This is a genomic window from Bradyrhizobium sp. HKCCYLRH2015, assembly GCF_051168215.1.
GTDB lineage: Bacteria > Pseudomonadota > Alphaproteobacteria > Rhizobiales > Xanthobacteraceae > Bradyrhizobium.
This window is the reverse complement of sequence record NZ_JBNPUO010000009.1, coordinates 184,514-211,036: the sequence shown is the minus strand read 5'-3', so window position 1 is coordinate 211,036 and position 26,523 is coordinate 184,514. Positions and strand designations below refer to the sequence as shown.

Annotated in this window: 23 protein-coding genes and 1 pseudogene; 8 read left to right on the top strand and 16 right to left on the bottom strand. The window is 61.7% G+C overall.

What is annotated here, in order from left to right:
• Positions 1 to 141: 141 nt before the first annotated feature.
• The 8 genes from ACQR1H_RS24030 to ACQR1H_RS23995 form a co-directional block, all read right to left on the bottom strand.
• The gene (locus ACQR1H_RS24030; RefSeq protein WP_434908287.1) at positions 142 to 354 is read right to left on the bottom strand and encodes a hypothetical protein; all 213 of its coding nucleotides are present in this window, start codon (positions 352 to 354) and stop codon (positions 142 to 144) included.
• Positions 355 to 744: 390 nt separating this feature from the next.
• Complete coding sequence (locus tag ACQR1H_RS24025; protein ID WP_434908286.1) at positions 745 to 1,662, bottom strand: DUF2950 domain-containing protein; 918 nt, start codon at positions 1,660 to 1,662, stop codon at positions 745 to 747.
• Complete coding sequence (locus tag ACQR1H_RS24020) at positions 1,659 to 3,332, bottom strand: DUF3300 domain-containing protein (protein ID WP_434908285.1); 1,674 nt, start codon at positions 3,330 to 3,332, stop codon at positions 1,659 to 1,661. The genes ACQR1H_RS24025 and ACQR1H_RS24020 overlap by 4 nt, the downstream gene beginning before the upstream one ends.
• 129 nt (positions 3,333 to 3,461) lie before the next feature.
• The gene (locus tag ACQR1H_RS24015) at positions 3,462 to 5,348 is read right to left on the bottom strand and encodes a sensor histidine kinase (RefSeq protein ID WP_434908284.1); all 1,887 of its coding nucleotides are present in this window, start codon (positions 5,346 to 5,348) and stop codon (positions 3,462 to 3,464) included.
• A gap of 133 nt (positions 5,349 to 5,481) precedes the next feature.
• Positions 5,482 to 5,757, bottom strand: a complete 276-nt coding sequence (locus ACQR1H_RS24010) for a hypothetical protein (RefSeq protein WP_434846448.1) — start codon at positions 5,755 to 5,757, stop codon at positions 5,482 to 5,484.
• The gene (locus ACQR1H_RS24005; RefSeq protein WP_434908283.1) at positions 5,754 to 6,551 is read right to left on the bottom strand and encodes a DUF2092 domain-containing protein; all 798 of its coding nucleotides are present in this window, start codon (positions 6,549 to 6,551) and stop codon (positions 5,754 to 5,756) included. The genes ACQR1H_RS24010 and ACQR1H_RS24005 overlap by 4 nt, the downstream gene beginning before the upstream one ends.
• A 136-nt stretch (positions 6,552 to 6,687) precedes the next feature.
• Positions 6,688 to 7,920, bottom strand: a complete 1,233-nt coding sequence (locus tag ACQR1H_RS24000) for an HlyD family secretion protein (protein ID WP_434846450.1) — start codon at positions 7,918 to 7,920, stop codon at positions 6,688 to 6,690.
• On the bottom strand, positions 7,913 to 8,347 hold the full coding sequence (locus ACQR1H_RS23995; protein WP_434908282.1) for a hypothetical protein: 435 nt from the start codon (positions 8,345 to 8,347) through the stop codon (positions 7,913 to 7,915). Before ACQR1H_RS23995 ends, ACQR1H_RS24000 begins: the two co-directional genes overlap by 8 nt.
• Before the next feature lie 156 nt (positions 8,348 to 8,503).
• On the opposite strand from ACQR1H_RS23995, the gene ACQR1H_RS23990 reads away from it, so the two are divergent.
• Positions 8,504 to 8,959 carry a hypothetical protein gene (locus ACQR1H_RS23990; protein WP_434846451.1) on the top strand — a complete coding sequence of 152 codons (456 nt, stop codon included), beginning with the start codon at positions 8,504 to 8,506 and terminating at the stop codon, positions 8,957 to 8,959.
• A gap of 234 nt (positions 8,960 to 9,193) precedes the next feature.
• Here ACQR1H_RS23990 and ACQR1H_RS23985 read toward each other — a convergent pair whose 3' ends face one another.
• From ACQR1H_RS23985 to ACQR1H_RS23965, 5 genes and pseudogenes are all read right to left on the bottom strand, one after another.
• The gene (locus ACQR1H_RS23985) at positions 9,194 to 9,631 is read right to left on the bottom strand and encodes a hypothetical protein (RefSeq protein WP_434908281.1); all 438 of its coding nucleotides are present in this window, start codon (positions 9,629 to 9,631) and stop codon (positions 9,194 to 9,196) included.
• 25 nt (positions 9,632 to 9,656) lie between these two features.
• Positions 9,657 to 10,073: a hypothetical protein gene (locus ACQR1H_RS23980; RefSeq protein ID WP_434846452.1), complete on the bottom strand. Its 417-nt coding sequence runs from the start codon at positions 10,071 to 10,073 to the stop codon at positions 9,657 to 9,659.
• Between the two features lie 41 nt (positions 10,074 to 10,114).
• The gene (locus ACQR1H_RS23975) at positions 10,115 to 11,815 is read right to left on the bottom strand and encodes an aspartate:alanine exchanger family transporter (protein WP_434846453.1); all 1,701 of its coding nucleotides are present in this window, start codon (positions 11,813 to 11,815) and stop codon (positions 10,115 to 10,117) included.
• Positions 11,816 to 11,831: 16 nt separating this feature from the next.
• Positions 11,832 to 14,597 carry a decarboxylase gene (locus ACQR1H_RS23970; protein ID WP_434908348.1) on the bottom strand — a complete coding sequence of 922 codons (2,766 nt, stop codon included), beginning with the start codon at positions 14,595 to 14,597 and terminating at the stop codon, positions 11,832 to 11,834.
• A gap of 135 nt (positions 14,598 to 14,732) precedes the next feature.
• A pseudogene (locus tag ACQR1H_RS23965) lies at positions 14,733 to 15,350 on the bottom strand (YoaK family protein); the annotation flags it as partial.
• Positions 15,351 to 15,504: 154 nt separating this feature from the next.
• Between ACQR1H_RS23965 and ACQR1H_RS23960 the strand changes: the two are divergent.
• Genes ACQR1H_RS23960 through ACQR1H_RS23950 form a run of 3 tightly spaced genes read left to right on the top strand, consistent with a single transcriptional unit; the run spans position 15,505 to position 18,715 of the window.
• On the top strand, positions 15,505 to 17,193 hold the full coding sequence (locus tag ACQR1H_RS23960; RefSeq protein WP_434908280.1) for an aspartate:alanine exchanger family transporter: 1,689 nt from the start codon (positions 15,505 to 15,507) through the stop codon (positions 17,191 to 17,193).
• 13 nt (positions 17,194 to 17,206) lie between these two features.
• Positions 17,207 to 18,097 carry a dienelactone hydrolase family protein gene (locus tag ACQR1H_RS23955; RefSeq protein ID WP_434846455.1) on the top strand — a complete coding sequence of 297 codons (891 nt, stop codon included), beginning with the start codon at positions 17,207 to 17,209 and terminating at the stop codon, positions 18,095 to 18,097.
• Positions 18,098 to 18,127: 30 nt separating this feature from the next.
• Positions 18,128 to 18,715, top strand: a complete 588-nt coding sequence (locus ACQR1H_RS23950) for an invasion associated locus B family protein (RefSeq protein ID WP_434846456.1) — start codon at positions 18,128 to 18,130, stop codon at positions 18,713 to 18,715.
• Between the two features lie 45 nt (positions 18,716 to 18,760).
• Here ACQR1H_RS23950 and ACQR1H_RS23945 read toward each other — a convergent pair whose 3' ends face one another.
• The gene (locus ACQR1H_RS23945) at positions 18,761 to 19,393 is read right to left on the bottom strand and encodes a response regulator transcription factor (protein WP_434883690.1); all 633 of its coding nucleotides are present in this window, start codon (positions 19,391 to 19,393) and stop codon (positions 18,761 to 18,763) included.
• A 341-nt stretch (positions 19,394 to 19,734) separates the two neighbouring features.
• On the opposite strand from ACQR1H_RS23945, the gene ACQR1H_RS23940 reads away from it, so the two are divergent.
• Complete coding sequence (locus tag ACQR1H_RS23940; RefSeq protein ID WP_434883691.1) at positions 19,735 to 20,418, top strand: helix-turn-helix domain-containing protein; 684 nt, start codon at positions 19,735 to 19,737, stop codon at positions 20,416 to 20,418.
• 323 nt (positions 20,419 to 20,741) lie between these two features.
• Here ACQR1H_RS23940 and ACQR1H_RS23935 read toward each other — a convergent pair whose 3' ends face one another.
• Together ACQR1H_RS23935 and ACQR1H_RS23930 are read right to left on the bottom strand one after the other, a co-directional pair.
• Positions 20,742 to 21,605, bottom strand: a complete 864-nt coding sequence (locus ACQR1H_RS23935) for an alpha/beta fold hydrolase (RefSeq protein WP_434908279.1) — start codon at positions 21,603 to 21,605, stop codon at positions 20,742 to 20,744.
• Positions 21,606 to 21,614: 9 nt separating this feature from the next.
• Complete coding sequence (locus ACQR1H_RS23930; protein ID WP_434908278.1) at positions 21,615 to 24,122, bottom strand: alpha/beta hydrolase; 2,508 nt, start codon at positions 24,120 to 24,122, stop codon at positions 21,615 to 21,617.
• A 128-nt stretch (positions 24,123 to 24,250) separates the two neighbouring features.
• Here ACQR1H_RS23930 and ACQR1H_RS23925 point away from each other — a divergent pair, with 128 nt between their 5' ends.
• From ACQR1H_RS23925 to ACQR1H_RS23915, 3 genes are all read left to right on the top strand, one after another.
• On the top strand, positions 24,251 to 25,177 hold the full coding sequence (locus ACQR1H_RS23925; RefSeq protein ID WP_434908277.1) for an alpha/beta fold hydrolase: 927 nt from the start codon (positions 24,251 to 24,253) through the stop codon (positions 25,175 to 25,177).
• Positions 25,174 to 25,770, top strand: coding sequence for a hypothetical protein (locus ACQR1H_RS23920; protein WP_434908276.1), 597 nt, complete (start codon positions 25,174 to 25,176; stop codon positions 25,768 to 25,770). Before ACQR1H_RS23925 ends, ACQR1H_RS23920 begins: the two co-directional genes overlap by 4 nt.
• 99 nt (positions 25,771 to 25,869) lie before the next feature.
• Entirely contained in the window at positions 25,870 to 26,523 is a 654-nt protein-coding gene (locus ACQR1H_RS23915) for a CoA transferase subunit A (protein ID WP_434908347.1), read from the top strand.

The window sequence follows — 26,523 nt, the reverse complement described above, 5'->3', positions numbered from 1 at the left end:
GCGGCCCTGACTCGTTGCGCAGCGGGGACTGCGTCAACTTGATCTTCGATCTCCGACAAGTCGGCTTCAGCCTGAGCGCTCCTTGTCTTCTTTCCGAGTGCGTAAAGCGAGTCGAGCGCCCCCTCGTTCATCACGGGCTTGTCAGACCGGATGAACTTCCAGCCTATGCCCGCGCATGGAAGCGAGCGCGCCCAGCACCATTGGCGCCAGAAAGATGACATTGCTCCACTTGTCCAGAAAGCTCTCATGGTCGCCGTTGTAGTAGTCGAGAGCTCCGGCATGGAGCGAGAGGTGTGCGTCGGCATCCGTATCGGGTTCCTTGAACTGTGAGAGAACGGAGATCTTACCGGCCAAGTCTCTCTGAGCGCTCATCGTTTCAACCCAACAGTTGAGCGTGGGTGACCTGCGAGCCCATTGACCTTGATCAATGCCGCGATCGTACCTCTCTCAGCCTGGCGCGTATCCCAAGCAGAGAGCGACGGAAGCCGCTGGCGCGAACCTCCTTCTCACAAGCAAAGCTCCCCGTGGCGCCCTGACCGTAGTTCTTTGCTGATTTGAGGTAGTAGACTTCCTTTCGGAAATCCAGCCAGACCACGGCGTCGCCGGGACAATGGCGCTGAGCCTGGGCTTCGTATCGATAGGGCGTGAGGGGAAGGGCTTCGGCAACCAGTGGCACGACCAGCGGAACTCCGAGCAAAACCACCGCGCACCGTCGCAGGCCAGGTCTCATCGCATAAGCTCCGCTCACCGCTGTGTGGCATCGACCTTCTTCCAGGTTTGGTCGGGAGAAAAACGCCTCATGCGCTCTGCAACGACCTCCGTCCGCGTCCCCAGATCCTTCTGGTAGACGATACCGGCGTGGCTAACCATGAAGGTCATGACGCCAGAATTTCCATATTCCGCGGGATAGGCGATCAGCGCAAAGCCGCCGATCATCTTGCCCCTGACGACGTAGTAGACGGCGCCGCCAGGAGCCTCCTCTCCCTGCCCTTTCAGGATACGGAAATAGTAGCCGTGATAGGGCACCTTCTTCTCGCCAAGCGCGTAGCCTTCGGCCGACGCCCGCGCAGCAAGCTCGCCGAGCGGGCTCGGTTCGCGCTCGTCGCGCCAGAACAGGCCGTCTTTCTTGCCAGGACTACTGACAATGCGCTGCGCGTAGACGCCGACGCCGTCACCTCGATCCTTGTCGGCATATTCATTCTGGGCATCGACAAACGCAAGGCAGGTCTGGATGGCATCGAGTTCGTTGCGCCCGATACGACGATAGAGGATCTCAACGCGGCCTTTGTCCGTGTCGAATTCCCAGCCGTCCTTGTTGTTCACCAGCGGAATTGGAAACGGAAAGTCTTCGGTCCCAAGAATAATCGTGGCCTTCTTGTTGCCTTCAACCTTGATCGAATGGCTGGCATCGTAGGCTGCCAGGAACCGCCGACGCATCTCGGCGTCCGCCACCTCATCACCCGACTCGATGATGTCCAGGGCGTCATGGCCGAGGATCTTCAGAAATTGCCGGCGCTGACCGCTCTTCACGGCGGTGGCGAGCGCCGACGCGGCTTGTTCCGGCGACGGGTAGGCCTGCTGCGCGCGAGACGCCGACGTCAGCAGCGCGGCAGCAAGGATGACCGGCAGAGTAGCGCGCCGGAGCACGTTCAGGATCTTCATCGCGACACCTCCGTGGGGATTCTTGCTCCGCCGCCCAGCCAAGCGCGATAGCCGATCAGTTTCAGTCCAATTTTTTCGTAATAGACCCGCAGATAGCCGTCACTGCCGCGGGTCACGGCCTCCGGCATGACATTCTGCACCTCCTGGGCAATGACACCGACATATGCCTTGTGACTGCCGATATAGCTGAACCGATAGTAGCCGAGGCCGTTGGCGAGATGGCCGAGCAGCACGATATCGTGCTTCAGCGCGATGTCGGAGCGACGTCCGCCGCCACCACCACGGCCGCCGCCGAAGCCGCCACCGCCGCGCATAGCAGCACCGCCGCCATGTCCGGTAAAGCTCGCTCCGCCGCCGCGCGGACCCATGCTCGCCATGCTCGCGCGACCACGCGCCGATGCCGCAGCAGCCGCCCTGCCCGAGGACACATTCATCGCGCCGCCACGACCGCTCCCGCCCCCGCGGCTGGCCGCCTTCGCGCGATCGCCCCCGCCTTTGCCGGCCCGTTTGGCAGCATCCTTGCCGCCGGTCCTGGCAGCCGCCTTGCCGCCATCGCCGCCACCCTTGGCGCGATCCGCCGTGGTCGGACGATTGCCTCGATCGGCACCGGCGCGGTCACCACCGCGACTGCCGCTGCGATCTGCCGCGCGATCTCCAGCGCGGTCGGCGGCACCGGGGCGATCGCCGCCGCCGGCACGGTCCGAGCCTGGACGAAGCACCTGCTGCCCGTCGCGGCCTCGAAAGTCTCCACGATCAGCAACGCCAGCCCGCAGATTGGTATTGCCGAAACGCTGCTGTACATTGGCGTTGTTGTAGCGCACACCCTGGCGATGCGCCGGGTTGTGTTGCCAGCTGTTTCCGATGTTGTTGGTTCTGTTGTAGTGGTTGACGTAGAGGTTGCGATTGCCCCAGTTGCAGCCGCCGCCCCAATAGTTGCCCCAGCGCGCGATGCCCCAGGCCGCACCAAAAGCGACACCGGCCGCGATCACGCCGGCGCCGATGTAGCTCGGATAGCCGAAATAATAAGGCGGATACTCCGCATAAGGCCACGATCCATAGACGGTTGCCGGCTCATAATAGGGCACGTACATCGTTGCCGGGTCGGTCGGCTCTATGACGATGACCTGCTTGGCTTCCTGCGTCTGGACGATGACCTTTTGCTGCTTGGTGTCGACAAGCTTCTTGTTGTCATAGGCCTTAGTGCGCAGGCGCTGGATTGCGTCCATAACGTCCGCCTGCTGCGCAAGAACAGCATCGCCGAGGCTCTTGGTCCATTCGAGCTTGTCGCTCATCATGGACAGGACTTCGGACATGGAGGTCAGCGCCTTGATGCTGTCGTCCCAGGTTTGCTTGTCGACTTCCTTCTTCAGCGCATCGCCCTTCACCGTCTTGCGCTGCTTCAGCCAGCGATCGGCCTGCACCACCTCCAGCGGGTAAGTCGACGCCGCTAGGACATTGGCCAACAACTGGTCGGGATAAAGCGCGATAGGGGCGACGAGCGCTTCAAGCTGCTCGGGTTTCAGAAGCTCGGCGCTTGGCGGGAGCTCGCGTGCCGGCGGCTGGGGCTGCGCGGCCGACATCGAGGGCTGATCGGACGTTTGCGCCAGCGCGCCGACCGTCATCACCATGAGCAGCGCAAGCGCAACGAAACTATTGCGGCAGCGGAACATGAGACCCTCCCTCGACCCAGCCATGGGAGGATCGACCGGTGTCACGAGCTTTCTTTGATCAATATCAAAGGAATTGAGGACGCTGGCGCGGCCATCAGCCGTACGCAAATGATTGCTGTCGACCCTGCGTCAAGGGCGCGGATGGTGGCGACTCTCACGAACGATCGGGAGCCTGATGGTGAATAGCGCACCACCGGTCACCTGATTTTCCGCCGAGATTGTTCCCCGATGCGATTCAATGATCGTGCGGGCAATCGCAAGACCCATGCCTATCCCTTGCGGCTTGGTGCTGAAGAACGGGGCGAAGATGTTCTCGAGGTCCTGATCGGGAAGACCAGGGCCAGTGTCGCGCACTCTGATCTCCGCATACGAGCCGGATCGACGCACTGCAATATTGACCTCACGCTTCCTGGCGTGAACGCCCGAGATCGCCTCCATTGCGTTAATGAGAAGATTGAGGATGACCTGCTGCAGTTGAACACGATCGGCGCTGACCTGGACATCGCTCGACTCGACGCGGCATTCCAGCGCGATCCCAAGTCCTTCCGACATCGTCGTCACAAACGACACGGCCTCCCGCACGGCCTCGTTGAGCTCGATGTTCCTGACTTCGAATGGGGCTTTCTTGAGCATGCTGCGAAGCCGTCGTATCACTTCGCTGGCGCGTTGATCGTCGCGACGGATGTCGCCGAGAATCGCCCTGAGTTCGTCGAGATCCGGCGACGCCGCCTTCAATATGAGCTCTGCGCTCTCGGTGTTGGTCAGGATCGAGCCTAACGGCTGGTTCAGTTCATGCGCAATCGAAGCCGTCAACTCGCCGGCTGCCGAATAGCGGTTGACATGCGCGAGCTCAGCAAGCCGCCGCCGCGACTCCGCTTCGGCAAGACGACGGCGACCCCGCTCATACAGAAGACCGCCGATCAATCCGGTCTGGACCAGGATCACGGCCGCTATCAGCGCCAGTTGCCAACGGTACTGCTCCCAGATCCCTGGCTCCTGGAACAACACTTGACTGTCCGGCGGCAGATCATCTTCGCGGATCCCCCACCGCCGCATTTCGCGCCAATCGTATTTGGGGGGCGAAAACTTGATCGGATCGATCTTGATGCTGGCCGGCTTTTCACCCCTAACAATGCTAATCGCGGCTCTCACGGTTGCCTCACTCGTTCCGGCGATTGAGTGCATCGGGCCGCCGACGGTGCCCTGGCCGAAGAAGGCTTCCTGAAAAGAGAAGATCGGAGCGTTCGCGACTGCGTGGAGCCTGCGCAGGGCGAGACCTCCCTCATGGGAGACACCTGCTGCGTCTACGGACAGCAAAGCCCAAAACAACGCCGTGTGCGGGGGAAGCGTAGCCGCCTGCCTCAGCACCTCCTCAAACGACAAATCCGGGTACCAGACGAACGCAACCCGGCCTTCAAGGGACTCAGCCTCCCTCTTCGCTTCGGCGAGCCAGAACTTCTCCAGAGGAGAGGCCCCAATGACGACGGCAATTGTCTGCGTCTCCGGCAGAACCTGAAGAATGCTGCGGAAGAAGGCTGGGAAACTGCTGTCGACCGAGACGACCGTGTCGTAATCCGTGAGGTTGGCGCGGTTCACCAACCGCTCCTCAACCGCCGTCAGCACGGTCGGAACGGAAGGAAGAAGTTGAGCACGATACTTCTGAATGAAGTTGGCGGCCGGCGCGCCGATGCTCAGTACGATGTCCGGAAGATGGTCGGAGTAGAGCGAACTCAGATACGCGACGAACGGTGCTTCCGGCCCCGGATTGTTGAACCGGGCCGATAGCAGCGTATGTTCCTGGATATCCAGCGGCCAAGGCGATTGCCGCTCAAGCTCGGCCTTGATCGTGCGCGCATATTCGTCCCACGGCCCGAAGTCTCGCCCGAAGGAGTACAGCATCAAAACGCGCTTGGGTTCACCGCGCTCGGCGCAGTCGGCCGGGCTTGGCGGGACCAGCCAGAAAAGAACCGTCAGAGAGACAAGGACGGTCAACGAGACGCCGAGGCGCGTCGCCATCGCTGGCCAGATCCTCTTGATCCAGGCTATGGGGACGCGCCCGCGCATTCTCATCCTCGGCCGCTCATACTTCCGAATGGGTGCTATGATTACAGGCGCGCCCCCATTTCAGCCAGCGGCCTGCTGCACGGCCTCAGCAGCGCGTCGTCACCCGACCGTAGGCGTCCACCACCTGCACGCAGGACGAGCCATAATACACGCCCGCTGCGCCTGCCGCACCCACGGCAACCGCCCGACGCGTTGTCCTCCGGGCCACGCCGGCGTAGCTCATCGGCGTCAGCGGACGGCCGATTCTTGCCTCGGCTTCCGAGAACAGGCTCCCCGACCCGGTCCCGTTGCTACCGGACAAGCCTGCAGCGAATGCAACTGAAGCCAATGCAAATAGGACGAGTTTACTCAATTTGATCATTGCTTCGCTCCTGACGGTGTGCCCGGGGGGATCTCATCGAATTCGGCCATCGCTGCTGAGTCCAGGTCGACTTTGGTCGCGCCGACGGGCGGCTTAAAAACGAACGTGTCGGCATCGGCGAACGCATCCGTCTTCCAGTCCTTCAGACGCAACGTATACTGCGGCGCACCCGCCACTGTCTTGCTGGTGATCACATATTTGCGCGGCACGGGCTTGTCGCCGGTCTCTACCCAGATCTGCCAGTCAGTATCGGCCGTCCGGAATGCGAGATGCTCGCATTCGACGCCGTCGATAACGCCCTGGCCGATGTGCTGGCTAACAGCCACGTTCGCCATCAGCACATCGTAAGCGTCGGACAGCAAGAGGTCGGTTCCCGGCAGGCCGACGCCAGAGCGCTCTTGGATCGCATCTATCATCTGGTCGACGCCGCCCGGCGCATTCGCCTGCACATAGGACTTCGCGTTCCTGCCGTAGATCGATATCGTCTGACCATCATACACCAACTCGACGTCGGCATAGCCGCCGGTGCGTGTGACACGGAGCTTGTCAGGACGGCTTAGCTTCAGCTGCCCAGAACTCGCAAATTGAATCTTCTCGAGCTCGGGCGTGATAACCTCGATGTCGCTGTCGAACGAGGCGGAAAGCGTCTTCTGGCTGCCAAGGTAGTTCGCCATCGACTTGAGAATCTGAGCTGCATCATCCGCATGCGCAGGCGACGCTAGCGCGGTTGCGACCGAGGCTGCGGCGAGAGCTGTCGCCGCGATGATCGCATGAAGGGATTTCGTTGGTGTCATTCTCAATCCTCCTGATGCAGCCTCTATTCAGTCGCCGCGCGACTAGCCTCTCTTGATATAAGTCAAAGCTCGCGTGTCACGGTGATCGACAGCAGCGAAACTCCTTAACTCTCAATCAGGCATCCGTCCTCGGGTTTCAATGACCGCTCAGCACGAGCGTCTTGATCGGCAGCAGGAGCGCCTGGATTCGCAACAGCAAAGCGTGCACCAATCCGACGCCGTCGACGACATGGAGAGCGATCGCCCGGCCTGTGCTAGTCTCCTTCGCAACGATCTCGTCGTGATTGCTGGTGTAGGCGTTGACGATGCAGCTTGACCCAGGTGTGACCCCGTCGAGCCCGCCCTTGTAGAGCGGTTCCAGGAAAACCAATATCGTGCCAGGTTTCGCGACGTTCTGGGCTTCAAGCAACTGCTCTCCCGAACGGAACTGCCCGGCGGCGATGTAGTTCTGCACCTTCGTTACCACCATCGGAATGATTACCCACGGCTTCGATATGCAGGTTGCTTCGGCCACCATGCCCTCCTTCATCACCTGGGCCTCGATCTGACCGAAGCCGGCCTGCAGCGCCGCTTGGCCAGCCCCCTCCGGAATGAGAACTCCGGCCGGTCGCATCAACTGGTTGACGACGTCGCCCACGCGAAGCAGGAACTGCTCGACCCGTCCGTCGACGCCCGCACGCACGAACGTCTTGTCGAACTCCACCTGGGCCTGCGCCAGTTCGGCCTCGGCGCTTCCCTTTTCTGCAGGCAGCAACGTGGATAGCCGCAACGTCGCCGATTGCTTCGCGGCCGTGGCCGCATCGACGCCGGCCTGACGCTGGTCGACCAGGACCTGCAGCTTCTCGATGTCGCGCTGTGGCACGATACCCGGATTTCGTCGCTGCAGCTCGACCTTGACGTCACGCTCATCGGTCGCCTGCTGAAGATTACTCCTGGCCTCCTGGATCTGCGCTTCAGCCTTGACCACCTCCGCCTGTGCGCTCGCCATCGAAGCGTCGACCTCAGCAATCTTACGCTTGGCCGTTTCGAGTGCGGCTCGCTGCTTCGAGCTGTCGAGCGTGAACAGCACATCTCCCTTCTTCACCGCCTGGCTGAAGCTGGCATTGACCTCGGCAACCCTTCCCGAGCCCTCGGGCAGGATCGGAATCGTGCGAAAGTACAGCGTCGCCGACTCCGTCGCCGGATGGAAATAGAAGATCATGGTGATCAGCGAGATGGTAAGCATCAGGCATCCGGTGATGCCCCATCGCAGCTCGTACCAGACCGAATAGAACGTGATCTCCTTGCCGAACCGCTTTCCCTGCGCGTAACGCCGGTACAGGTAGTCAGGCAAGATCGTGAGAAGCGAGCAGAACATCAGTTCAAACATGGCCGTTCCCCCTCGCTTCGACAGCAATGGGCATGTCTGGCGGCGGCGGATTCGGCTGAGCCGCCTCGGCTGCTCCTGCTGGAGTTCCATCTGCGATCTTTTCGACGGAATCAGCAATGCTGCGGAGCGGCGTACCGAAGTCAGGAATATCAATCAGCGCAAGCAGCAGGCCTGCCACCCAGAAGATATGCATATGCGTAAACAGCGAGATCAAGCCAAGAACTGCGACGATTTCGAATTGCAGCTTTTGTGACTTGTGAGCCATCCGTTCCGGAAGGCTGTGCAGGCGCCAGTACAGCGTGCCGAGCCAGAGCAAGGTGCCGACCAGGAACAGCCCCATCACCACCATCAGCACATCGGTCCCGCTTCCCGGAGCGAGATAGAATGGCAGATGATGCGGACTCATCGGATGAAGTTGTTCGCTCAAAACGGTCCCTCCCGAAAGTCTGGAGCCGGTCAGGCCAGGGCTGCAGCGTGGGGCCACCGATGCTGATTTGCTTGACCTGAATCAAGGGAATTGCAGTTGCCGCACCTAGCCTTCCGCTACGGTGAAACGAGACACTCAATTCAGGAGCCGGAAGCCATGTCCGCCAAGCTCGATGATGTGATCCCCAGTGCCGCGCAGATCCGCAAGGAAGCCGCCCTCAAAGAGGCAGAAAAAGCCGACGAATATGCCCGCCGTGCAGCCGCCGCCGAAGCGGAGAAAAGAGCCCTTATCGAGCAGTTCAGTCGTCCGTCCGGCAAATCCGAGGAGGAGAAGATCATGCTGGCCTCGACGGTGATCCAGCGCGCGGTGCATAACGGCTTGACGGAAGTTCAGGTCTATCGCTTTCCAAATGTGATGTGCACAGACAGAGGCCGTGCCATCAACCAAATGGAGAGCGGCTGGGAAAACACGCTGACCGGGATTCCCAAGGAGATCTATCAGCTCTGGTCCGATTATCTCAAGCCGCGGGGCTATCGTATTCGCTACCAGATCATCGATTTCCCCGGAGGCATGCCGGGTGACATTGCTATCACTATCGATTGGGGCGAATGAGGACGCCGTCCTGAAACCTGGAGAGCAAGCGGCTTGGCTGCGTCGACCGCGAGCAAGCCGAGGATCCAGGCCGTTGGATCAGGTCGCGCCTGGGATCAGGTCGCGCTTGCCATCTGCAACCATGCATGAATGCGAGCGCACCTTACGTTTGTGATGCCGCCGGGAGGGCGGCATCACATGGCAATCAGCCAAGATCGCTCGACCGAGCCAGTTGGAGGCGGCTATGGCCGTCACTCACCGGAGCGCAACCGTCACACCGCCCACGGCCGCTGACAACTCGACGCCGACCTTTCCGCCGGCCAGTTGAAGGATCACGCCCTTCTCGTTCTGCAATTGGACGCCCCCTGCTCCAGCTGCAAGAGCTCCGCCGGCCCCAATGACGGCGTAGGTCCCCTCGAGGTCACGGGGACTTCGCAGGTTCAGAGCGCGTCCAGACAGCTGGGTCGTCGAGGCGCCGATCGTGAAGCCTACACTCATCCCAGACACGTTGAACGGATAGTGCCGGCCGTGGAACGTCAGGACGCCATGGCCACCGCCAACGCCGACGATGAATCCGCCCTTGGTGAAGACCACGCGCACCGCTCCGCTGTCTGCTCGCGACGGCGTCGCAAGGCACGACGCCAGCAAGACGAGGAACGCCGCTCCAATAAATCGCTTCGAATAACTTCTCATGATCGTCTCTCCGATGATGGACCGGTCAATTGGGGGTGGAACGAGATTGATCGAGGATGATGACGACCTTGCCGGCACTGGCGGCCACTTCGAGACCAGCTCTCGCGCCCTGCAAGTTGATCGTGACGCCCTTGGCGTTCCTGAGCTGCACGCCGCCGACCCCACCGACCAGAGCAACACCGGCGCCGACCACGCTGTAGGTGCCGGAGAAGTCGCTCAGCTTGTCGATATGATCCGCCCGTCCAACGAGCCTGCCGATCGAGGCCCCTGCAGCCAGGCCAACGCTCAATCCTCTGACCGTGAACGGATAGTTGCGATGGCGGAAGGTCAGAACGCCCCGCCCCCCGCCCGCGCCGACGCCGAAGCCAGCCTTCAACATGGTGACGCGAACCGTCCCCGCGTGCGACGGCAGAGCAGAGCCAAGGAAGAGCGCCGGCGTCATCAGCGCGATCCATATCGCCCGCCGTATCCACATGTTCAATCCTACTGCGCCAGAAGCATTGCGAAGTATCCGAACACCGTGAGCAGGATGCCGGATACGGCGTAGCCGACCGGAAAACCGATCCAGGGGACCGTACTCTGGATTTCCACCGCGGCCTCGCGGCAGGGACCCGAATGCGATCGGGCGCCGGCCACACCACCCATGAGCACAGCCGGGTTGATCTTGAAGATGTGAAAACCGATCGCCCAGACGACGAACGGAGGAATGGTGCAGGCAACGAATCCGACGAGAAAGATCTTCAGTGCGACCGCCCCAGATAGCTGGGCAAGCAGTCCCGCGCCGGCATTGACACCTACGATGGCGACGAAAACGACCAGGCCAAGATCCTCCAGCACGTTTCGCGCCGCGTTCGGTGTATTTCCGAAGAAGCGCAGCCGGGAAACGATGGAGGAGACGATGACGCCCGAGAGCAACAGGCCCCCGGCGTTGCCAAGACCAATCTTGGCGCCGAAAGCCGGGAACTCGATCCGGCCGATCAGGAAGCCAATGATCATGCCGACCGACAGCGTCAGCAGGTCCGTCGCGCTATTCGACCGCGCGATCCGGCCCCACAACTCTCCGAGCTCGTTCACGGCCGACTTGAGGCCGACCACTGACACGATATCCATCCGCTGCAACTCGGTCTTGAGACCGGCAGGAATCGGCACGCCACCACGCTCAACCTTGGTGACTTGAAGCTGCCCGGCCAGGGCCTGCCCGCGGAAGGACTCGAAGGTCCGTCCGACAACCTCCTTGTTGGTGACAAGGATGTCGGCCTGATCGAGCGGAACGCCGAGGGTCTTGGCATCGGCGACTTCCGGACCGATCAGCCCCATCTTGTCGGTCAGGCTCGATGTGGAGCCGCCGAGAGCAATGACATCGTTCTTTTCCAGTACGAGATCGGGATCGGCACCTACCAGCTCTCCGTTGCGGGAGACGTTGACGATCCGATATTCGGGATTCGCCTTGCGGAAGCCGGCAATGCTCATGCCGACCTGCGCTGGATTCTCCAGCCGGTACGCGCGCAGACCGAACTGGCGGTACCCCGTGAGCGCACCGCCTTCGAGATCCTTGACGCCGAACTCGGCCTCATACTTTCTGGCAGCCGCTTTGGCGTCCACTCCCCACCAGCGCGGCAGATATTTGCAGATCAGGATGATGCCGACAGTACCCCAGATGTAAGTGATGCCGTAGGACAATGCGATCATGCCGGTCGCATCCTCGGGCTTCATGCCCTCGGGCAGCTTGACGACACCCGAGGTGACGGCCTGCTCGGCGGAGCCGATCGCGGCGGACATCGTTTGCGAGCCGGCGAGCATGCCACCTGCAGCGCCGGTCGGCAGCGAGAACAGCTTCGCTCCGAAAACAACCAGCACGAGCCCGAGGACGCTGGACACCAGCGCCAGCAAGGTGAATTTGAGGCCATCGCCTTTCAGGCTGTTGATGAACGACGGCCCCACTCGAAGACCGACGCCATACATGAACAGATAGTAGAACAGGCTCTTGGCGAAGTTGTTGAGCTCGAGCTTGACGCCATAGGTCGACGCGAGAACCGACAGTCCGGCACCGACGACGATTGCGCCTGCAACCATGCCGAGTCCATAGCCTTTGATGCTTGCACGTCCGATCCAGACGGCGAGCCCGACGACGAAGAACAGCAACAGATACGGATTCTGCTGCAGGAATGTGAAAAAGCCCTGCATTGTCATTCCCCCCCATTCAAGACGCGGCCTTCAGTTGAGCCGCTGCGCCAGGCTTCGATTTGCTCATCTTTGCCAGGGCCTCGGTGCGCACGAGCTTGAGGCCCTCCTTGGCGTCGTAGCCGTGGATTTCCTTCACATCGAGCTTGCGCATGAAGTCGATGGTTTCCTGGGTGATGACCTGGCCCGGCACCATGATCGGGAAGCCCGGCGGATAGGGAATCACAAAGTTGGCGGACACAAGATCGGGACCGGCCTTGAGGCGGCGGTCGATCTCGGGATCTGCAAGGCGGATGTATTCGCAACCTGCCGCGTCGTAGGCCGAGTAGAAGCCGCTGCGGATGTCGCCCTCGTTCGTCTTGGTTCCCGCATCACCCCGGAAGCTCTGGTGGAAATGCGAGAAGTTCGGTAGATCCGGCACATCGGTCATCAGGCTCTTGACCCGCGCCTCGAAGGTCTTCTTGGCATTCGCCCCGCCCTGCGAAAGGCCACGGTCGACCTCGCCGGCAATCTCGGCCAGCACCCGGATCAGATGCGCGACGTCGGAGCGGGTGTTGTTGATGTTGGACTGCAACAGCACCGAATTGCGCGAGGTCTTGTTGACCTGGATGCCGTATTGGTTGGCCAGCACGCCCTTGAACTGCGTGCCGTCGAAACCCGCGGTGCCGCATACCAGCGTCATGCGGGTCGGGTCGAGGCAGAACTCGTCATCCTGCAGGCTCTTCCATGCGGTGGCCCAGTTGCTGCCGGGCGCCAGATAGTCGACAAACCCGGTCTGCCGATATGCCGCCGGAACCATGGCGTCAGCCCCGAGAATGCGGAAATATCGTGAGATCAGGGGATTGTTGTTCACCGCCTGGCGGATGGCGAGCGCGATCTCCATCGCATTGTTGACAAGGCCGTAGCCCTCGAGCTCCATCTGCCGGCGGGCGACGTCGAGGCTCCCGATCAGCTGCTGGTTGGGACTGGTCGACGCATGCGTGAACACCGCCTCGTGGAATTGTGCCTCGACCGTGTGGAATTCCACGTCCTTGACGAAGAGCATCGAGCCCTGACGTAACGCGGACATCGACTTATGGGTCGAGTTGGTCTGGTAGACGCGGAGCCTGATCTGGCGGGGGTCGGGAATCAGCCGCGTCTTGAGCAGCATCTCGTCCGATGGATTCTTGCCGAGCTCAGCCTGCTGCTTCTCAAAGACCGCCACGGACTTCGGATCGTGCATCCACGCCTCGATATCGTTGGCGGCGCCCATCGCGGTACGCGGCCGCAGGAACGGCGAGAAGCGCGCAAAGCCGAACCAGGCTTCGTCCCAGAGGAAGATCAGGTCCGGTTTGATGGCAAGGCATTCTTCCATCACACGACGGGTATTGTAGATGTGGCCGTCGAACGTGCAGTTGGTCAGGTCGACCATTTTCACCCGGTCGAGCCGGCCGTCGGCCTTGGCACTGAGAAGTGCCTGCTTGATCGTCTTCAGCGGCACGGCGCCATACATCGAATAGGCCGTCATCGGGAACGCTTCGACGTAAAGCGGCTGCGCGCCGGCAAGTACCATCCCGTAGTGGTGGGACTTGTGGCAGTTGCGATCGACGATCGCGATGTCGCCGGGCGCGAGCAGCGCCTGCACCGCCATCTTGTTCGAGGTCGAGGTGCCGTTGGTGACGAAGAAGACATGGTCGGCGCCGAACGCGCGCGCAGCCTTCTCCTGCGCCTTCTTGATGTTGCCGGTCGGCTCCAGCAGGCTGTCCAGGCCACCGGTGGTCGCGCTGCTTTCGGCCAGGAACAGGTTCGGGCCGTAGAATTCGCCCATATCGCGGATCCAGTCCGACTTGAAGATCGACTTGCCGCGAGCGATCGGCAGCGCGTGGAACGTCCCGATCGGACGCTGCGCGTATCTTTTGAGATTGTCGAAAAACGGCGTGTCGTAGCGGTCCTGTACGCCTTCGAGGATCGACAGATGCAGCTCCAGGATTTCCTCGACGGAGTAGAAGATGCGGCGAGCCACATTGGCCTCGGGATTGCCGGCCATCTCCTCCACATTGCGGTTCGACATCAGGTAGATGTCGAGCTCGGGACGCACCCGCTTGAGGATGTGGGCGAGCCGGAGCGCAGACGCATCCGTCTCCTCATGCGTTCCGATCGCGTCGACGAATGGGCGCAGGACCGGCGCATCATGGCGTGAGTGGAGTGCAAACCCCTCGTTGATCACGACGGCGGCAAGGTCGGGATTGAGCAGCGCCGCGCAGAAGGCGTCCTCGAGGCTGCCCACGATGACGGGTTCGTAGACGAATGCGTCGATCGGCCGCCTCAGCTTGCGCCATTCGGCCGCAAGCGCTGACCAGGTGCTGGAGGAGACGCCGGTGACGATCAGGGTCTCGAAATAGGGCCGATGGGCCTCCTTGCCCCCGAAGGTCGGCGGCAGCAGATCGGGGACGTCACCGTCGGCTTCCTCATGCAGATTCCAATCACCGGCATGCCGACGGAACGACCGCGTCGTCAGCGCCTGCGTGATGCGCGTGGCAAGCGCCAGCGAGGTGGTTGCATCGCCGGCCAAGGCTGCTTCCCTCAATGCGTCCATCAGGTGCAGGCCGGGATAGCCGTGATACTCTTCCGTCACCGAGAGATCGCCGAGCGCCACATCGTATTTTGCGCGATCATTGCCGCGCGCCCACGTCTTTGCAGCTTCAACCAGATCACGCCAGTCGTCTGCCCGTCCTCCAGGTCCGGAAAAGAACTGATCGATACGCTTTGCGGCGGACGTTACTGGGGACTTGGCGTCCTTTGACATGTCTCTCTCCCGGTCGTTGGGCAACGATGAGGCCGGATCGTCGGTCGGGCCCCCGACCATCCTTTGATCCAAGTCAACGTTCGCCTGTTTTCGATGAACGACATCGCGCGTGCCGCAGCGCATCAGCACGATCAGCAGCGCGAACACCGGCACCACCAGCGCGAGCTCCGGGATCGCCTCCGTAGCAAAGGCACCGACTGCAGCTCCGACGCCGAACGTGATGCACAACGTCGCAAAGACGCGGGGACGGCGTAGTTCGCCATGCCGGACCGGGCCGCCCGCCACCTCGACCAGGCCCTCGATGGCTTGACGCAGGTTGCCGGTGATCATCACCGAACTGTAGGCCAGGCCTTCGACCTTGGTGAAGATCGTGGCCTGCATCGCGGCAACGAAGGAGATGCCGAGCGTCCCCGCAAGATCCGGCAGCCGGTTGTGCAGGACGCCGATCACGATGAGCAGAATGATCTCAATGAGCGTGCTGATCGCGCTCGCCCAGACTCCAATGGTGCGGCGCAGCCAAGTCGCGACCGCGGCACCGACAACGAATGCGAGGATCGGAGGTACGAAGCGAAGTGCCTCCGGCCAATTTCCCGACGACCCATGCACCCAGAGTAGAACGAGATTCGTCGTCTGGGCATTGGCCATGACGCCGTGAACGATCCACGTGAAGGCATCGAGGTAGCCGCCTGTAAAAGCCAGCAGGAGCGCCACCTGCACCGTTTCATCGCGACGCCGCGATGAAGCAGCGGTCATGTCCAGTGAGCTCATCATCGCCCGGTTCGCTGCGCTGGTCGGAGATGTCCAGCAACGGCGCTTCGGTGCGCAAAAGGATTGATTTGGATCAAGCCTCGGCGCGGTTCCGAGCAATCACATTCCATTCCGACATAAGCGCTCGGGGGATGCGACCATGCACAGTCTCAGCTGGATCATTTCTACCGCACCGGAAATCTTCCTGCTGATGGCGGTCGCCATCGGTACGGTTCTGGGTCGGATCAAGATCCGCGGCTTCGCCGTGGGTACCACGGCTTGCATCCTGATCGTGGCTGTCCTGATCGGTCAGCTTGGTAGCTTTACTTTCCCGGCACTCCTGAGGGTGATCCTCTTCAGCCTCTTCGTGTTCACGATCGGCTACAAGTCCGGACCGGAGTTCTTCGCCTCGCTGAGCATCCGCACTCTGTCCCAGGTCGCCTTGGCGCTCGTGCTCGGCGTCACTGGGCTGATCCTCGTGCTGCTCTTCGCTTTCGCTCTCAAGCTCGACACCGGCACCGCGTCGGGCCTCGCCGCCGGTGCGCTCACGCAATCATCGGTCATTGGCACCGCATCCGGCGCTCTGGCACAACTGGGGTTACCAAAAGACGTGCTAGAGCAGCAGGAGGCGAACATCGCGGCTGGTTATGCCGTCACATACGTGCTCGGCTATATCCTGACATTGCTATTCGTGCCGTTCGTGGCTCCGATGCTGATGCGGATCGACCTCAAGCAAGAGGCCAAGAAGCTCGAGGCGGAGCTTGCAGGTGGCGAACCGCCGAAGACCCAGAGCCTTCACTATCGCAAATTCCAGGCACGGGCCTACCGCGTTTCGGTCGCGGCCGGCCGAACCGTCAGTTCGATCGAGGAAGAGATCGGCCATCGTACGGTGATCGAGCGCATCGTGCGTCGCGGTACGGACATCCAGCCGACACTGGATACCGTACTCGAGGCCGATGACGACATCGTCATTGCCGGGCCCTCCGCCGCCATCGTGACGGCCAAGCCTGTCATCGGCACCGAAATCGATGCCGACGAGATCCTGAAGGCGATCCCCGGCAATGTGCTCGACGTGCTTGTTGACGACCGCAGACTCCATGGCCGCTCGCTCAAGGACGTCGCAAGTCGTGTCGGGGACAGCGCTCGCGGCGTCTTCCTTCGTGCCTTGACGCGAATGGGGCGCGAAGTCCCGTTGAGCCCGGATACGCGGATCTACGTCGGTGACGTCATGACGCTGGTCGGCAGCACCCGCAACATCGAACGCGCGGCCGCGCAGGTTGGACAGGTTCTGCGCTCCGGTGACCGCACCGATATTGCGTTCCTCACTGCGGGCATTACCGCCGGTCTGTTGGCCGGCCTCCTCAGCGTCAAGATCGGCAACGTTGCCCTGACGCTCGGCGGCGGAGGCGGCGCGCTGATCGCGGGGCTCGTCTGCGGCTGGCTGCGCTCGCGCCGGCCGACCTTGGGTGCAATTGCGCCGGCCGCGCAGCAGACACTCAGCGATCTCGGACTCGGTGGCTTCATCGCGGCGATCGGGCTCGGCAACGGCCACGCGGCATGGATCGCCATGCAGACGCACGGCCTGCAACTGGTCGGCATGGGCCTTGTCGTGACGGTGGTCCCTCTCGTTGTTGCGACCTTGTTTGCTCATCACGTTCTGCGACTGAACCCGGTCATCACCTGCGGCGCGCTGGCCGGCGCGATGACGGTCGATGCCGCCGTCACCGGCGCCTGCGAGATCGCGGAAAGCAAGACGCCCGTACTAGGCGTCGCCGTGCCCTACGCTGTCGGCAATGTTGTCCTGACCGTGCTCGGCCCAATCATTGTCGCCGCCACCTACGCCAGCTGAGGAGGAGGACGAGATGCGGCCATGGTCCACCTGCAAGTCGATATGGACGGCGTTGCTCCTCCTTATTCCCAGCGTCACGCCCGCTTATCCCGGCGATCAAGACGGATCGCGCCGCATCCAGGAAGAGATCTGGGCGCTGCCGCTGCCGCTGCCGACGTTCGCCTACGTGGTGCGCCCCGTCGGGGACGGTCCATTTCCGCTTGTGATCATGAATCACGGCGTGTCGCTCAATCCGACCGAGCGCAGCTTCTTTCCCCTGGTGGAGTTTCGTGATGCGGCCAAATGGTTCGCCAGCCGCGGCCATCTCGTGGTGGCGCCGGTCGGCTCCGGATATGGCGCAGCGGCGATCGACATTCCCGAGCGTGCGCTATACGGTCCGTTTTTCTCCAAGATCGGCAAGTGCAGCAACCCGAATTTCCGCGATGCTGGCATGGCGGTGGCCCAAGCCGACCTCTGGATCATCGACTACATGACGGCCGAGAAGCGCATCGTGCCTGATCAGGTCGTCGTCGTCGGGCAATCCGCTGGCGGCTGGGCGGCCATCGCGCTATCGAGCCTCAACCCGCCGCAGGTCAAGGGGATCATCACTTTTGCCGCCGGCCGCGGCGGTCGTGTCGACGGGAAGCCGAACAACAATTGCGCGCCCGACAAGCTGGTCGAAGCGGCTGCGGAGTTCGGACGCACCTCGCGGGTGCCGATGCTCTGGATCTATATCGAGAACGACACGTTCTTCGGTCCAGCCTTGTCGAAGCGCATGCACGACGCCTTCACCGCCGGCGGCGGCCACGCCGAATATCATCTGATGCCGCCGTTCGGCAACGAGGGGCACTTCTTCATCGGTTCGCCGGACACGATCCCGATTTGGTCCCCGCTCGTGGCAAAATTTCTCGACACCCAGAAATAGACGAGGTCACTTGCGTCTGGAGGCACGACCATGATCAACGCGCGCCACTGTCTGTCGAGTTTCCTGATCGCAGCGGTCATGTTCACGACAGCGCCCGTGCCGAACGCCTCGGCGGGCAACAAGCCGCCCACGGCCGAGCCGGCCGAAGGCGCAATCCGCGGCCAACGCGAGGTGAAGGACGTTACCTACGGAAGCTGGCGCAAGCTGTGCTTCAAGGCAGGTGGAGCTCCGACATTGTGCAGGACCTCGATCACCGGAACTTTTACCACCGGTCAGATCGCTGTGCGTCTGGATCTGATCGAGCGCGATGGGGACCGCAAGGCGCGACTGCAATTGTTTGTGCCTGTCGGCATGTATTTGCAGCATCCCGCAAAGCTGACCGTCGATCATGGCAATTCCTATAAACTACCTTACACTTGGTGCCTCAGCAACGCGTGCATTGCCGCCGACGTCGCGGATCCCAAGATCGTCAAGGACATGGAATCGGGGCGCGTGCTCGTTCTGGAATTGGTCGATTCCAATCTGCTGTCACTGACAACCTCGCTGCCGCTGACGCAGTTCGCCTCTGTTCATAAGGGCGCGCCAGCACAGATCCTCGAGCAGGACATCGACGAATGAAATCTGGCTTGTCGGTCCAGTCGATCTGGCTGGTCAGACGCCGTACTAGGCGTTCGCTTCGTCGGTCGAACCGAGCACGCCAAGTCGCTCTGCGATCGAGACCAGTTCGGCAAGCGAGTACACTTGCATCTTTTCCATGACCTGATGGCGATGCGCCTTAACGGTACGCTCGGTCGTTCCGAGTTCATAAGCGATCTGCTTGTTGATCTTGCCGCGAACGATCAGGTCGAAGACCTGCCGCTCGCGTGGTGTCAGGCCCCCCAGCAGGGTACGTAGCGAATCGAGCCTGCCGCGCTGACCGCGAGCGGCCTCATGACGGGTCAACGCGCGCTCGATCGCGTCGATGAGCTGTTCGGATGACACCGGCTTGGTCAGAAAATCCTCGGCCCCGGCCTTGATGGCCCGCACCGTCGTCGCCGTGTCGACGTGCCCGGTAAGGAACACGATCGGAACGGTGAGGCCAAGATTGATCAACTGACTCTGTAATTCCAACCCGCTCAGGCCCGGAATCCGCACGTCGAGCAAAATACAGGCCGTACCGCCAGCGTCAGGCAGCCGGGCCAAAAGTTGTTGAGCCGATGCATAGGTCGCCACTTCGTAGCCGGCAAGTTTCAGCCGCCGCTCGATCGCGGTCCGAAACGATGCATCGTCATCTACTACGTGAATGAGGCTAGGCAATTTTCCCCCATGGAAACTCGCTGGCAAACCTCAGCCCGGATCTAGCTCCCGTCCGTTCGTCAACGTGTGGCACTCAGCAAAGAATTCTGGCTTGGCATGGATCCGGCATTGGAAGATGCCTTTGCACGATCCACCTCGGTTGACTTGCGCGAGATGAAGTTTTGCCTCCAGTATACTATGCTACCCCACACTGTCCTTTGGTACAATGCACCTTGGGACAATGGCGAAAATCGCTTCAAGGGTCGTAAATCCCCGGGGGAGGAAGGTTGGCGCGCCGAATTCCCCCAACTTGAATCATGATCGGTTTAATAGCTGAATCGGATGAGTTCAGGAGTTGGCCCATGTTTGTCCGTACCAACACCAACCCGACGCCCTGTCCCAATTCACTCGACGGACTAGGGCTTACAAGCGGTTCGAATCCAGTCGTCAGTTTGAATACATTTACCTACAAGAAGGGCAGCGAGATCTACGGCGAAAAGGAACCCGCCGAATATGTCTATCAGGTCAAGTCTGGTGCAGTGCGAAGCTATAAGCTGCTCGCCGATGGACGCCGTCAGATTGGCGCGTTCCATCTCGCGGGAGATATCTTTGGGCTCGAGAACGGGAGCCAGCACCGGTTCACGACGGAAGCCATCGTGACGACCACGGTGCGCCTCATCAAACGCCAAAGCCTCGAAGGGGTTGCCGAAAGCGATACGATGGTCGCTCGCAACCTGCTGAGCATGACCACAAGCAACCTGCAACATGCAGAGGATCACATGCTTCTGCTAGGACGGAAAACCTCGCTGGAGCGGGTCGCGGCATTCCTGCTCGAGATGGACAAGCGGCTGACAGCTGCCGGTGTCATGGCCCTGCCAATGTCGCGCCGCGATATCGCCGATTACCTCGGCCTTACCTTGGAAACCGTCTCTCGCGCGTTGTCGCGGCTCCATGAACTCGGCATCCTCGGGTTCCAAGGCAACACGCAGCGCCAGATCCTGCTGCTCGACCGGCAGCAGCTCGCTGGCCTTGATCTGCAGAACTAGGCTCGGGGGCGCGCGCCGAGGCCAGCGAGATGGATCAGGGGTAGCACCTTGAGGACCGCAGTCGACCAGCCGAACATCACGATGCCGTTCATTGCGGTCATCGGCCCTGTCGGCTGCCACAGCGTGATATCGCCATACCGGGGGTCGTATTGTTGACGTCGGCAAAATCGACGAGATCGGTTTCCGCAGCACCGATGATCATCTTATAAGCCAGCGCCAATTCAGAGCCTCCAGCGTGTGCGCGACCGAGCGCGGACCATGATGTTCACGATCCTGACGCCTGAGCCGATCAGATATTGTGAGGCCGTGGACGGTCAAGACACCTATTTGGCGAGCCCTCCGAACCAGCCGCCGAAATAGCCCGCATAGAGCGCCGGCAATTCGAGGTTCATGGAATGCCCGATACCGGGCACAACGACAAGCCGGCAGTCCGGCATCGCTGCCGCCATGGCTCGCAGGTCGGCCGGCGGAATCCATCCGTCGCATTCGCCCCACAGTACAAGATGCGGGTGCCGGATCTCCGGCATCCGGCGTTCCAGCTCCCGGCTTTCCTTTTCGCGGGTGAGATTGACCGGCGTCCCGATCCAGACACCTTCGGAGACGCCAAAGGTCTGCTCGATGATCCGGTCGAACAGCCGCTGACTCTCGCCGAGCCCGTCGCGGAATCGCGGGATCACGCCGGGCGCCAGGCTCTCCGGCACAAACAGCGAGGACGCGGCGGTTGCCATCACCGTGCGCGTCAGTTGCTTGCTCGCCATCATCGAGCGGAACAGGCCGATCTGATCCGCATTGAAGGCGATGCCAAGCGGCGTGACCGGGTCGAGCGCGAACACCCGTCCAAAGCGCTGCGGCTGCATCAACAACATGCGCGCGGCAATGATGCCGCCGGTCGAATGGGTGGCGAGGTGGCAGAAGTTGATTTCCAGCCGGTCGAGCGCTGCCAGCATGTCCATGGCATGCTGCTGCATGGAGTAGTTCGAATAATCGGCGGCTGGCGTCGGGCGATCGCTCTCGCCACAACCACGCCAATCGATGCCGATCACCCGTAGGCCCGACGGAAACAACGGCGCGGCGAGCTCGATCCAGTCCTTGCTCGCGAGATTGCCGTGGATGAAGACGACGGTAACATCGCCCTGCCCCCACTCCCGCCAGCCCAGCTGGACATCGCCCGCCTGCACCGTCGCCATGTCCTGCTCCTATTTGTTCAGGCCGGCCGTGGGCGCGGCGCCGGGCGGCGTCGGCGCGACCGGCAAGGCCGAGACCACCGAGCCTTTGATCATGCGGTCAGTGCCGAGCGGAGACGAGGTGTCGACGGTTCCCTTGGTCACGAAGTCCACCACATCGACCGGGAATTCCACCGGATTGTCCGTGTGAATGAAGTGCCCGGTCTCTGGGTATATCTTCAGAATCGGCCGGTTGCCGGCATTGGTCATGCGCGACATGAACGGCGTGATGACATCACGCGCAAGGTCCGCCAGCCCGTTGAAGGCCGGCGTCGGGATGAACGGCTCCCTGTCACCGAAGGAGAGGAAGATCGGCGCCTTGATCTGGGTCAGCCGCTGGTAGAGGTTTTTCGGATCGTCCTGCTGCAGTTCGGACCCGATCGAATAGATGTCATAGATGAAGACATTTGCCCATTGCTCGAGCTCCTTGGGATTGCCCTTGATCAGGCCGACACGCTGCTCGGTGTGGAAGCGCGCATATTCGCTGTCGTTGTAGAAATAGCCGCTCTTCGCAGCCGAAAACGTGTTGGTCTCCGGGTCGCGCTTCTTGAAATAAAAGAAGTCGCGAACGCTTTGCTCCGAGCGCCCGATCTCCGCGGCGAGGATGCCGGTAGGGCCCCAGGTCTCCTTCCACTTGTCGAAATCGTGGTCGAAATCCTGATCGAACAGGCGCGCCTTCTTGTCCTTGGCGATGGTGATATCGCGCGGGTACTCTTCGAGACCCGAGGGTGCTTCCAGCGCAAGGCCCTGCACGGCCTCCGGCCAGGTCAGCGCATAGCCCATCACGATCTGGCCACCGAGCGAATGGCCGAGGTAGTAGGCCTTCTTGACGCCGAGCTGGTTGACGACGAGGTCATGCACCGTCTCGCGCATGTCCTGCATGGTCCGGGCCGGGCTCTTGTCGAGATTGCCTGGCCCGGACATGCCGTAATGTGGCAGATCCGGTACGATCACGCGGAGCCCGCTGCGCAGCGCGTATTGCATGACATTGCCGTAGTGCCCACCGAAGGCGCCCTTTCCGTGGATGACGACCAGCACCTTGGGATCCTTCTCGGTGCCGGCGTACTCGTCCATGTAGCCGATCTGCCAGGTCGTGCCCCGCTTGTCCTTCGTATCCGCGTATTTGACCGGATAGGGATAGGTCACGTAGTTCTTCCAAAACGACTTGGCGGGATCGATGTTCGCGGCTACGCCCGGCACGCGGTAATTCTTGTCGACGTACTTCTGCGCGCGATCGAGGCTCGCCACGTCGTCCATGAATGCGACGAACTTCGGATCATTCTTGCGCTGGTTGATGATGGGGAACACACCGTAATGCGCGACCGGGCTCTCCTGCGCGATCAGCTCGGCACCGGGCACGCGATCGACGGCCTGCTGGGCCAGCTTGAAGTTCAGCCAGAGATCGTTGGTGATGTGCATCACAAGCGTGCGCGCCCGGATACGACCCAGATAGGGATTGATGTTATGGGTCTCGCCGACCCTGTTGCGCCAGACGAGGTCGACGGCGTCATAAAGCTTCGCGCGGTTGGTGACGTTCAGCCCCGCGTTCTCGTTCGGCGGATCCCAATAGAAGATCTCCGGCTGGACCGCCTTCCAATTCTGCGTCGTGCGAAAGGCGAAGTCGTAGCCCGTCATGCCCAGGATCGACCAGCCGAACGCAACGCCGGGCACGGGATGTTTCTCCTTGGGCAGCTTGTAGTAATCGCCCTTGGTTGCCTGCCATACGGGATCGCTCTCGATCGCCGCCGTCATCATCTGGAACGTCCAGTTGCCGACCGGATCGTCGCCGTCCGACTGCGTGGTGCCGCCGATCGGCATCAGCCCGCCCATGAAGTCGGGATGCATGACGCCCCAGACATAGGTCTGCGTACCGCCCATCGACACGCCCGTGATCAGCGCCGCGTGGGCGATCTTCAGCCCGTCGCGTAACATGCGGTAATTGACCTGCACCATGTCGTAGTAGCTGTATTGCGGAAATTTGATCCCGAGTCCTTCGGACGGCTTGCTGGCGCCCCAGGTGCCGAGCGGGTCGACCATGACGACGTAGTAGCGATTGGTGTCGATCGGGCGGCCCGGGCCGACGATCGGTACGCCACCTGACAGGGGAGCGCCCTTGACCCACTGCTCGTACATGTCGGTGGAATCGCCGGAGTAATAGGAATTGATGATCACGGCATTGGTGATTTCACCCGCCGCGTTGCGCTGTGGCGTTCCGATCGCAATGTAGGCGCTATGCAGCTTCCCGGCGCCGAGCGATTCCAGCGTGACGCCGCCCTCGCCGCCGTTCTCCCATTTCGAGGGATCGGCAAGATCATACTTGCCGCCGAGCCGGAAGTTCGCGATCTCGACCGTCTTCTTGAGCTCGTCATGCTGCATCTGCGACGAGCGGCGCGTAAGGGGCTCCGCGGCTGCGAGCACGGTGCCGACCAGCAATACAAGGAGGCTGACAAAGCAATTCTTAACCACCTTTGACCCGCGCATGGCGAAATCCTCCTGATCATTTTGTCGGCAGCTAGGTACGCCCGACGCGATCAACCGTTGATCTAACTCAAGGGTTTGCGCCTCGAGCGACGAATAGTACCGATCGTTTCTTCCTTGGGATGTCCACGATGCCCTTTCTCAGGCACGGCTCATATCGCATACGCTATGAGCTCGATGGCCCGGCGGACGGTCCGGCCTACGTGCTTGTCAACGGCCTTACGCAATATGCTGAGCTCTGGACGGCCTATCGCGACGCCCTCGTCGCGCGCCAATTTCGCGTTGCAACCTTCGACCTGCTCGGCCAAGGCGAGTCCGACAAGCCGGCCCTCTTCATCGGCCAGGACGACCAGGTCGCCGCACTTCATCTCCTGATCGGCGAACTCGGCGATGGTCCCGTTTTCCTCAGCGGCATCAGCTTCGGCGGCCTGATTGCACTGCGCTACGCCATCTTGCATGGCCGGCGGCTCGCGGGCCTCGTCCCGATGAGTTGCTTTGCCGAGCTGCCCCCGCAACTCTTCCTGCTCGGCAACGCGCTCCGCACCGGGCTGATCCTCGGCGGCACTAGCTACCTCCAGGATCTGCTTTTGCCAATGAACGTCTCCGATCAATGGCTCGAGTCCGTCCTGGACAAGCTCGATCAGGTGAAACGTCAGGGATGGCGGGTCAACGACGTGTATGCCTTGCAGAACCTGATGGAGTCTTTCCTCGACTTCCAGCCACTGACACCGCAATTGTCGACGATCGGTGTGCCAACCATGATCCTGAACGGCGAGTTCGACTTTCTGACTCCCCGCGCGCTGCATGAAACCCTGCGCGTCGAGATACCCGACAGCGCGCTCGTGATCATTCCAAGGGCCTATCATGCTTTCACGCTGGAAAAGCCAGCATTGACGGCGGACCTGCTCGCGCGATTTGCGCAGGATGTGATGGCCGGTCGCTGGCTCGGCAACAAGGCGGTATTGATCGCACCAGACGACGCCGGCGGCGAGCTTATTCCGTTTCCGGCCGGTTACGACCATCTGCGCGCGATCCCCGTGCAGGGTCCGGTCCGATGAGCGCGTTTTTTGGGCCACTCGACGCCGAAGGCCGCGTACCGCCGCGCCAGCAGACGCGTGCCGCCGCCTTTCTCACCTCCGCGCACGGGGCATTGGCGCGCCAGTTCGCGGCCATACTGCCCGCGCGATTCGAGTCCGGCTGGCAAACCGAGTTGAACGCGCAGCTCCATCACGAGGCCGAGGTCGTTTCGCTGCTGCTGCGTGCGACCTCGTGGGTGCCTGATGTCGCGTTGGTCCTGTTGACGATGGCCTGGGAGACGTCGTGGCTTCCGCAACCGATCGAGGGGATTTCAGATTCTCGCCTGGCGCAGGCCGTCAGCCTTGCGACGTTCGCGCATGCCGTTCATGCCGGCATCAGGCCGGCGGCCCTGCTGCCAGTCGAGGCCAACGCCAGCGATCCCTTCGTGATGGCCTTGCGGCGTACCGAGTTCGAGAGTAGCCGGGCTCTTCAAGCGCAAATCCTGTTCCTGAAAAGCCCGGACCTTCTGCCGTTTCGCGAGGCCGTCAGCGCGGCCCTGGAGCGGCGCCATGTCGAGGTTCGCAAGTTGTGGGCCGAAGCGCTCGAAGGTGTCGGCATCACCGATCGCGATTGATGGAAAGCCTTGATGCAGATCAACGGACCGCGGTCGTCACTGGCCAACGTTCATCGCCTGTGGTCCTTCGCTCGATCACCGCCGGCAGGAGTTCCAACCATGAGGGCCGTTTCCGTCGAAGAAGCCGTTGCGATGATCCCGACTGGCGCGAGCGTCATGATCGGAGGCTTCATGGGTGTCGGTACACCGGAGCGTCTGCTCGATGAGATCGTCCGGCAGAGCAAGAATGGGCTGACGCTGATCTGCAACGACGCGGCGACGCCGGGCAAAGGCATCGGCAAGCTGTTCGACGCCGCCCTCGTCTCGCGGCTCACCGCGACTCACATCGGGCTCAATCCCAAAGTGCAGCAGCAGATGCTGGCCAAGCAGGTTTCGGTCGATCTGATTCCGCAAGGTACCTTCGTCGAGCGCATTCGCGCCGGCGGCTGCGGCCTGGGAGGTGTGCTCACGCCGACCGGCGTTGGCACGTTGGTCGCGGAAGGCAAGCGCCAGATCGAGGTCGAAGGAAAACCCTTCCTGCTGGAGACCGCGATTCGGGCGCAGTTCGCGTTGGTTCACGCTTTTCTCGCTGACTATCTTGGCAACCTCTCCTATGCGTTGACCGCTCGCAACTTCAATCCGGTGATGGCGATGGCAGCGGACACCGTGATCGTGACGGCGGAGCATATCGTGCCGGTTGGCGTGATTGCGCCCGACCACGTCGTGACGCCGGCGCCGCTCGTCGACTATCTCGTCACGACTCCAAACGGGTGA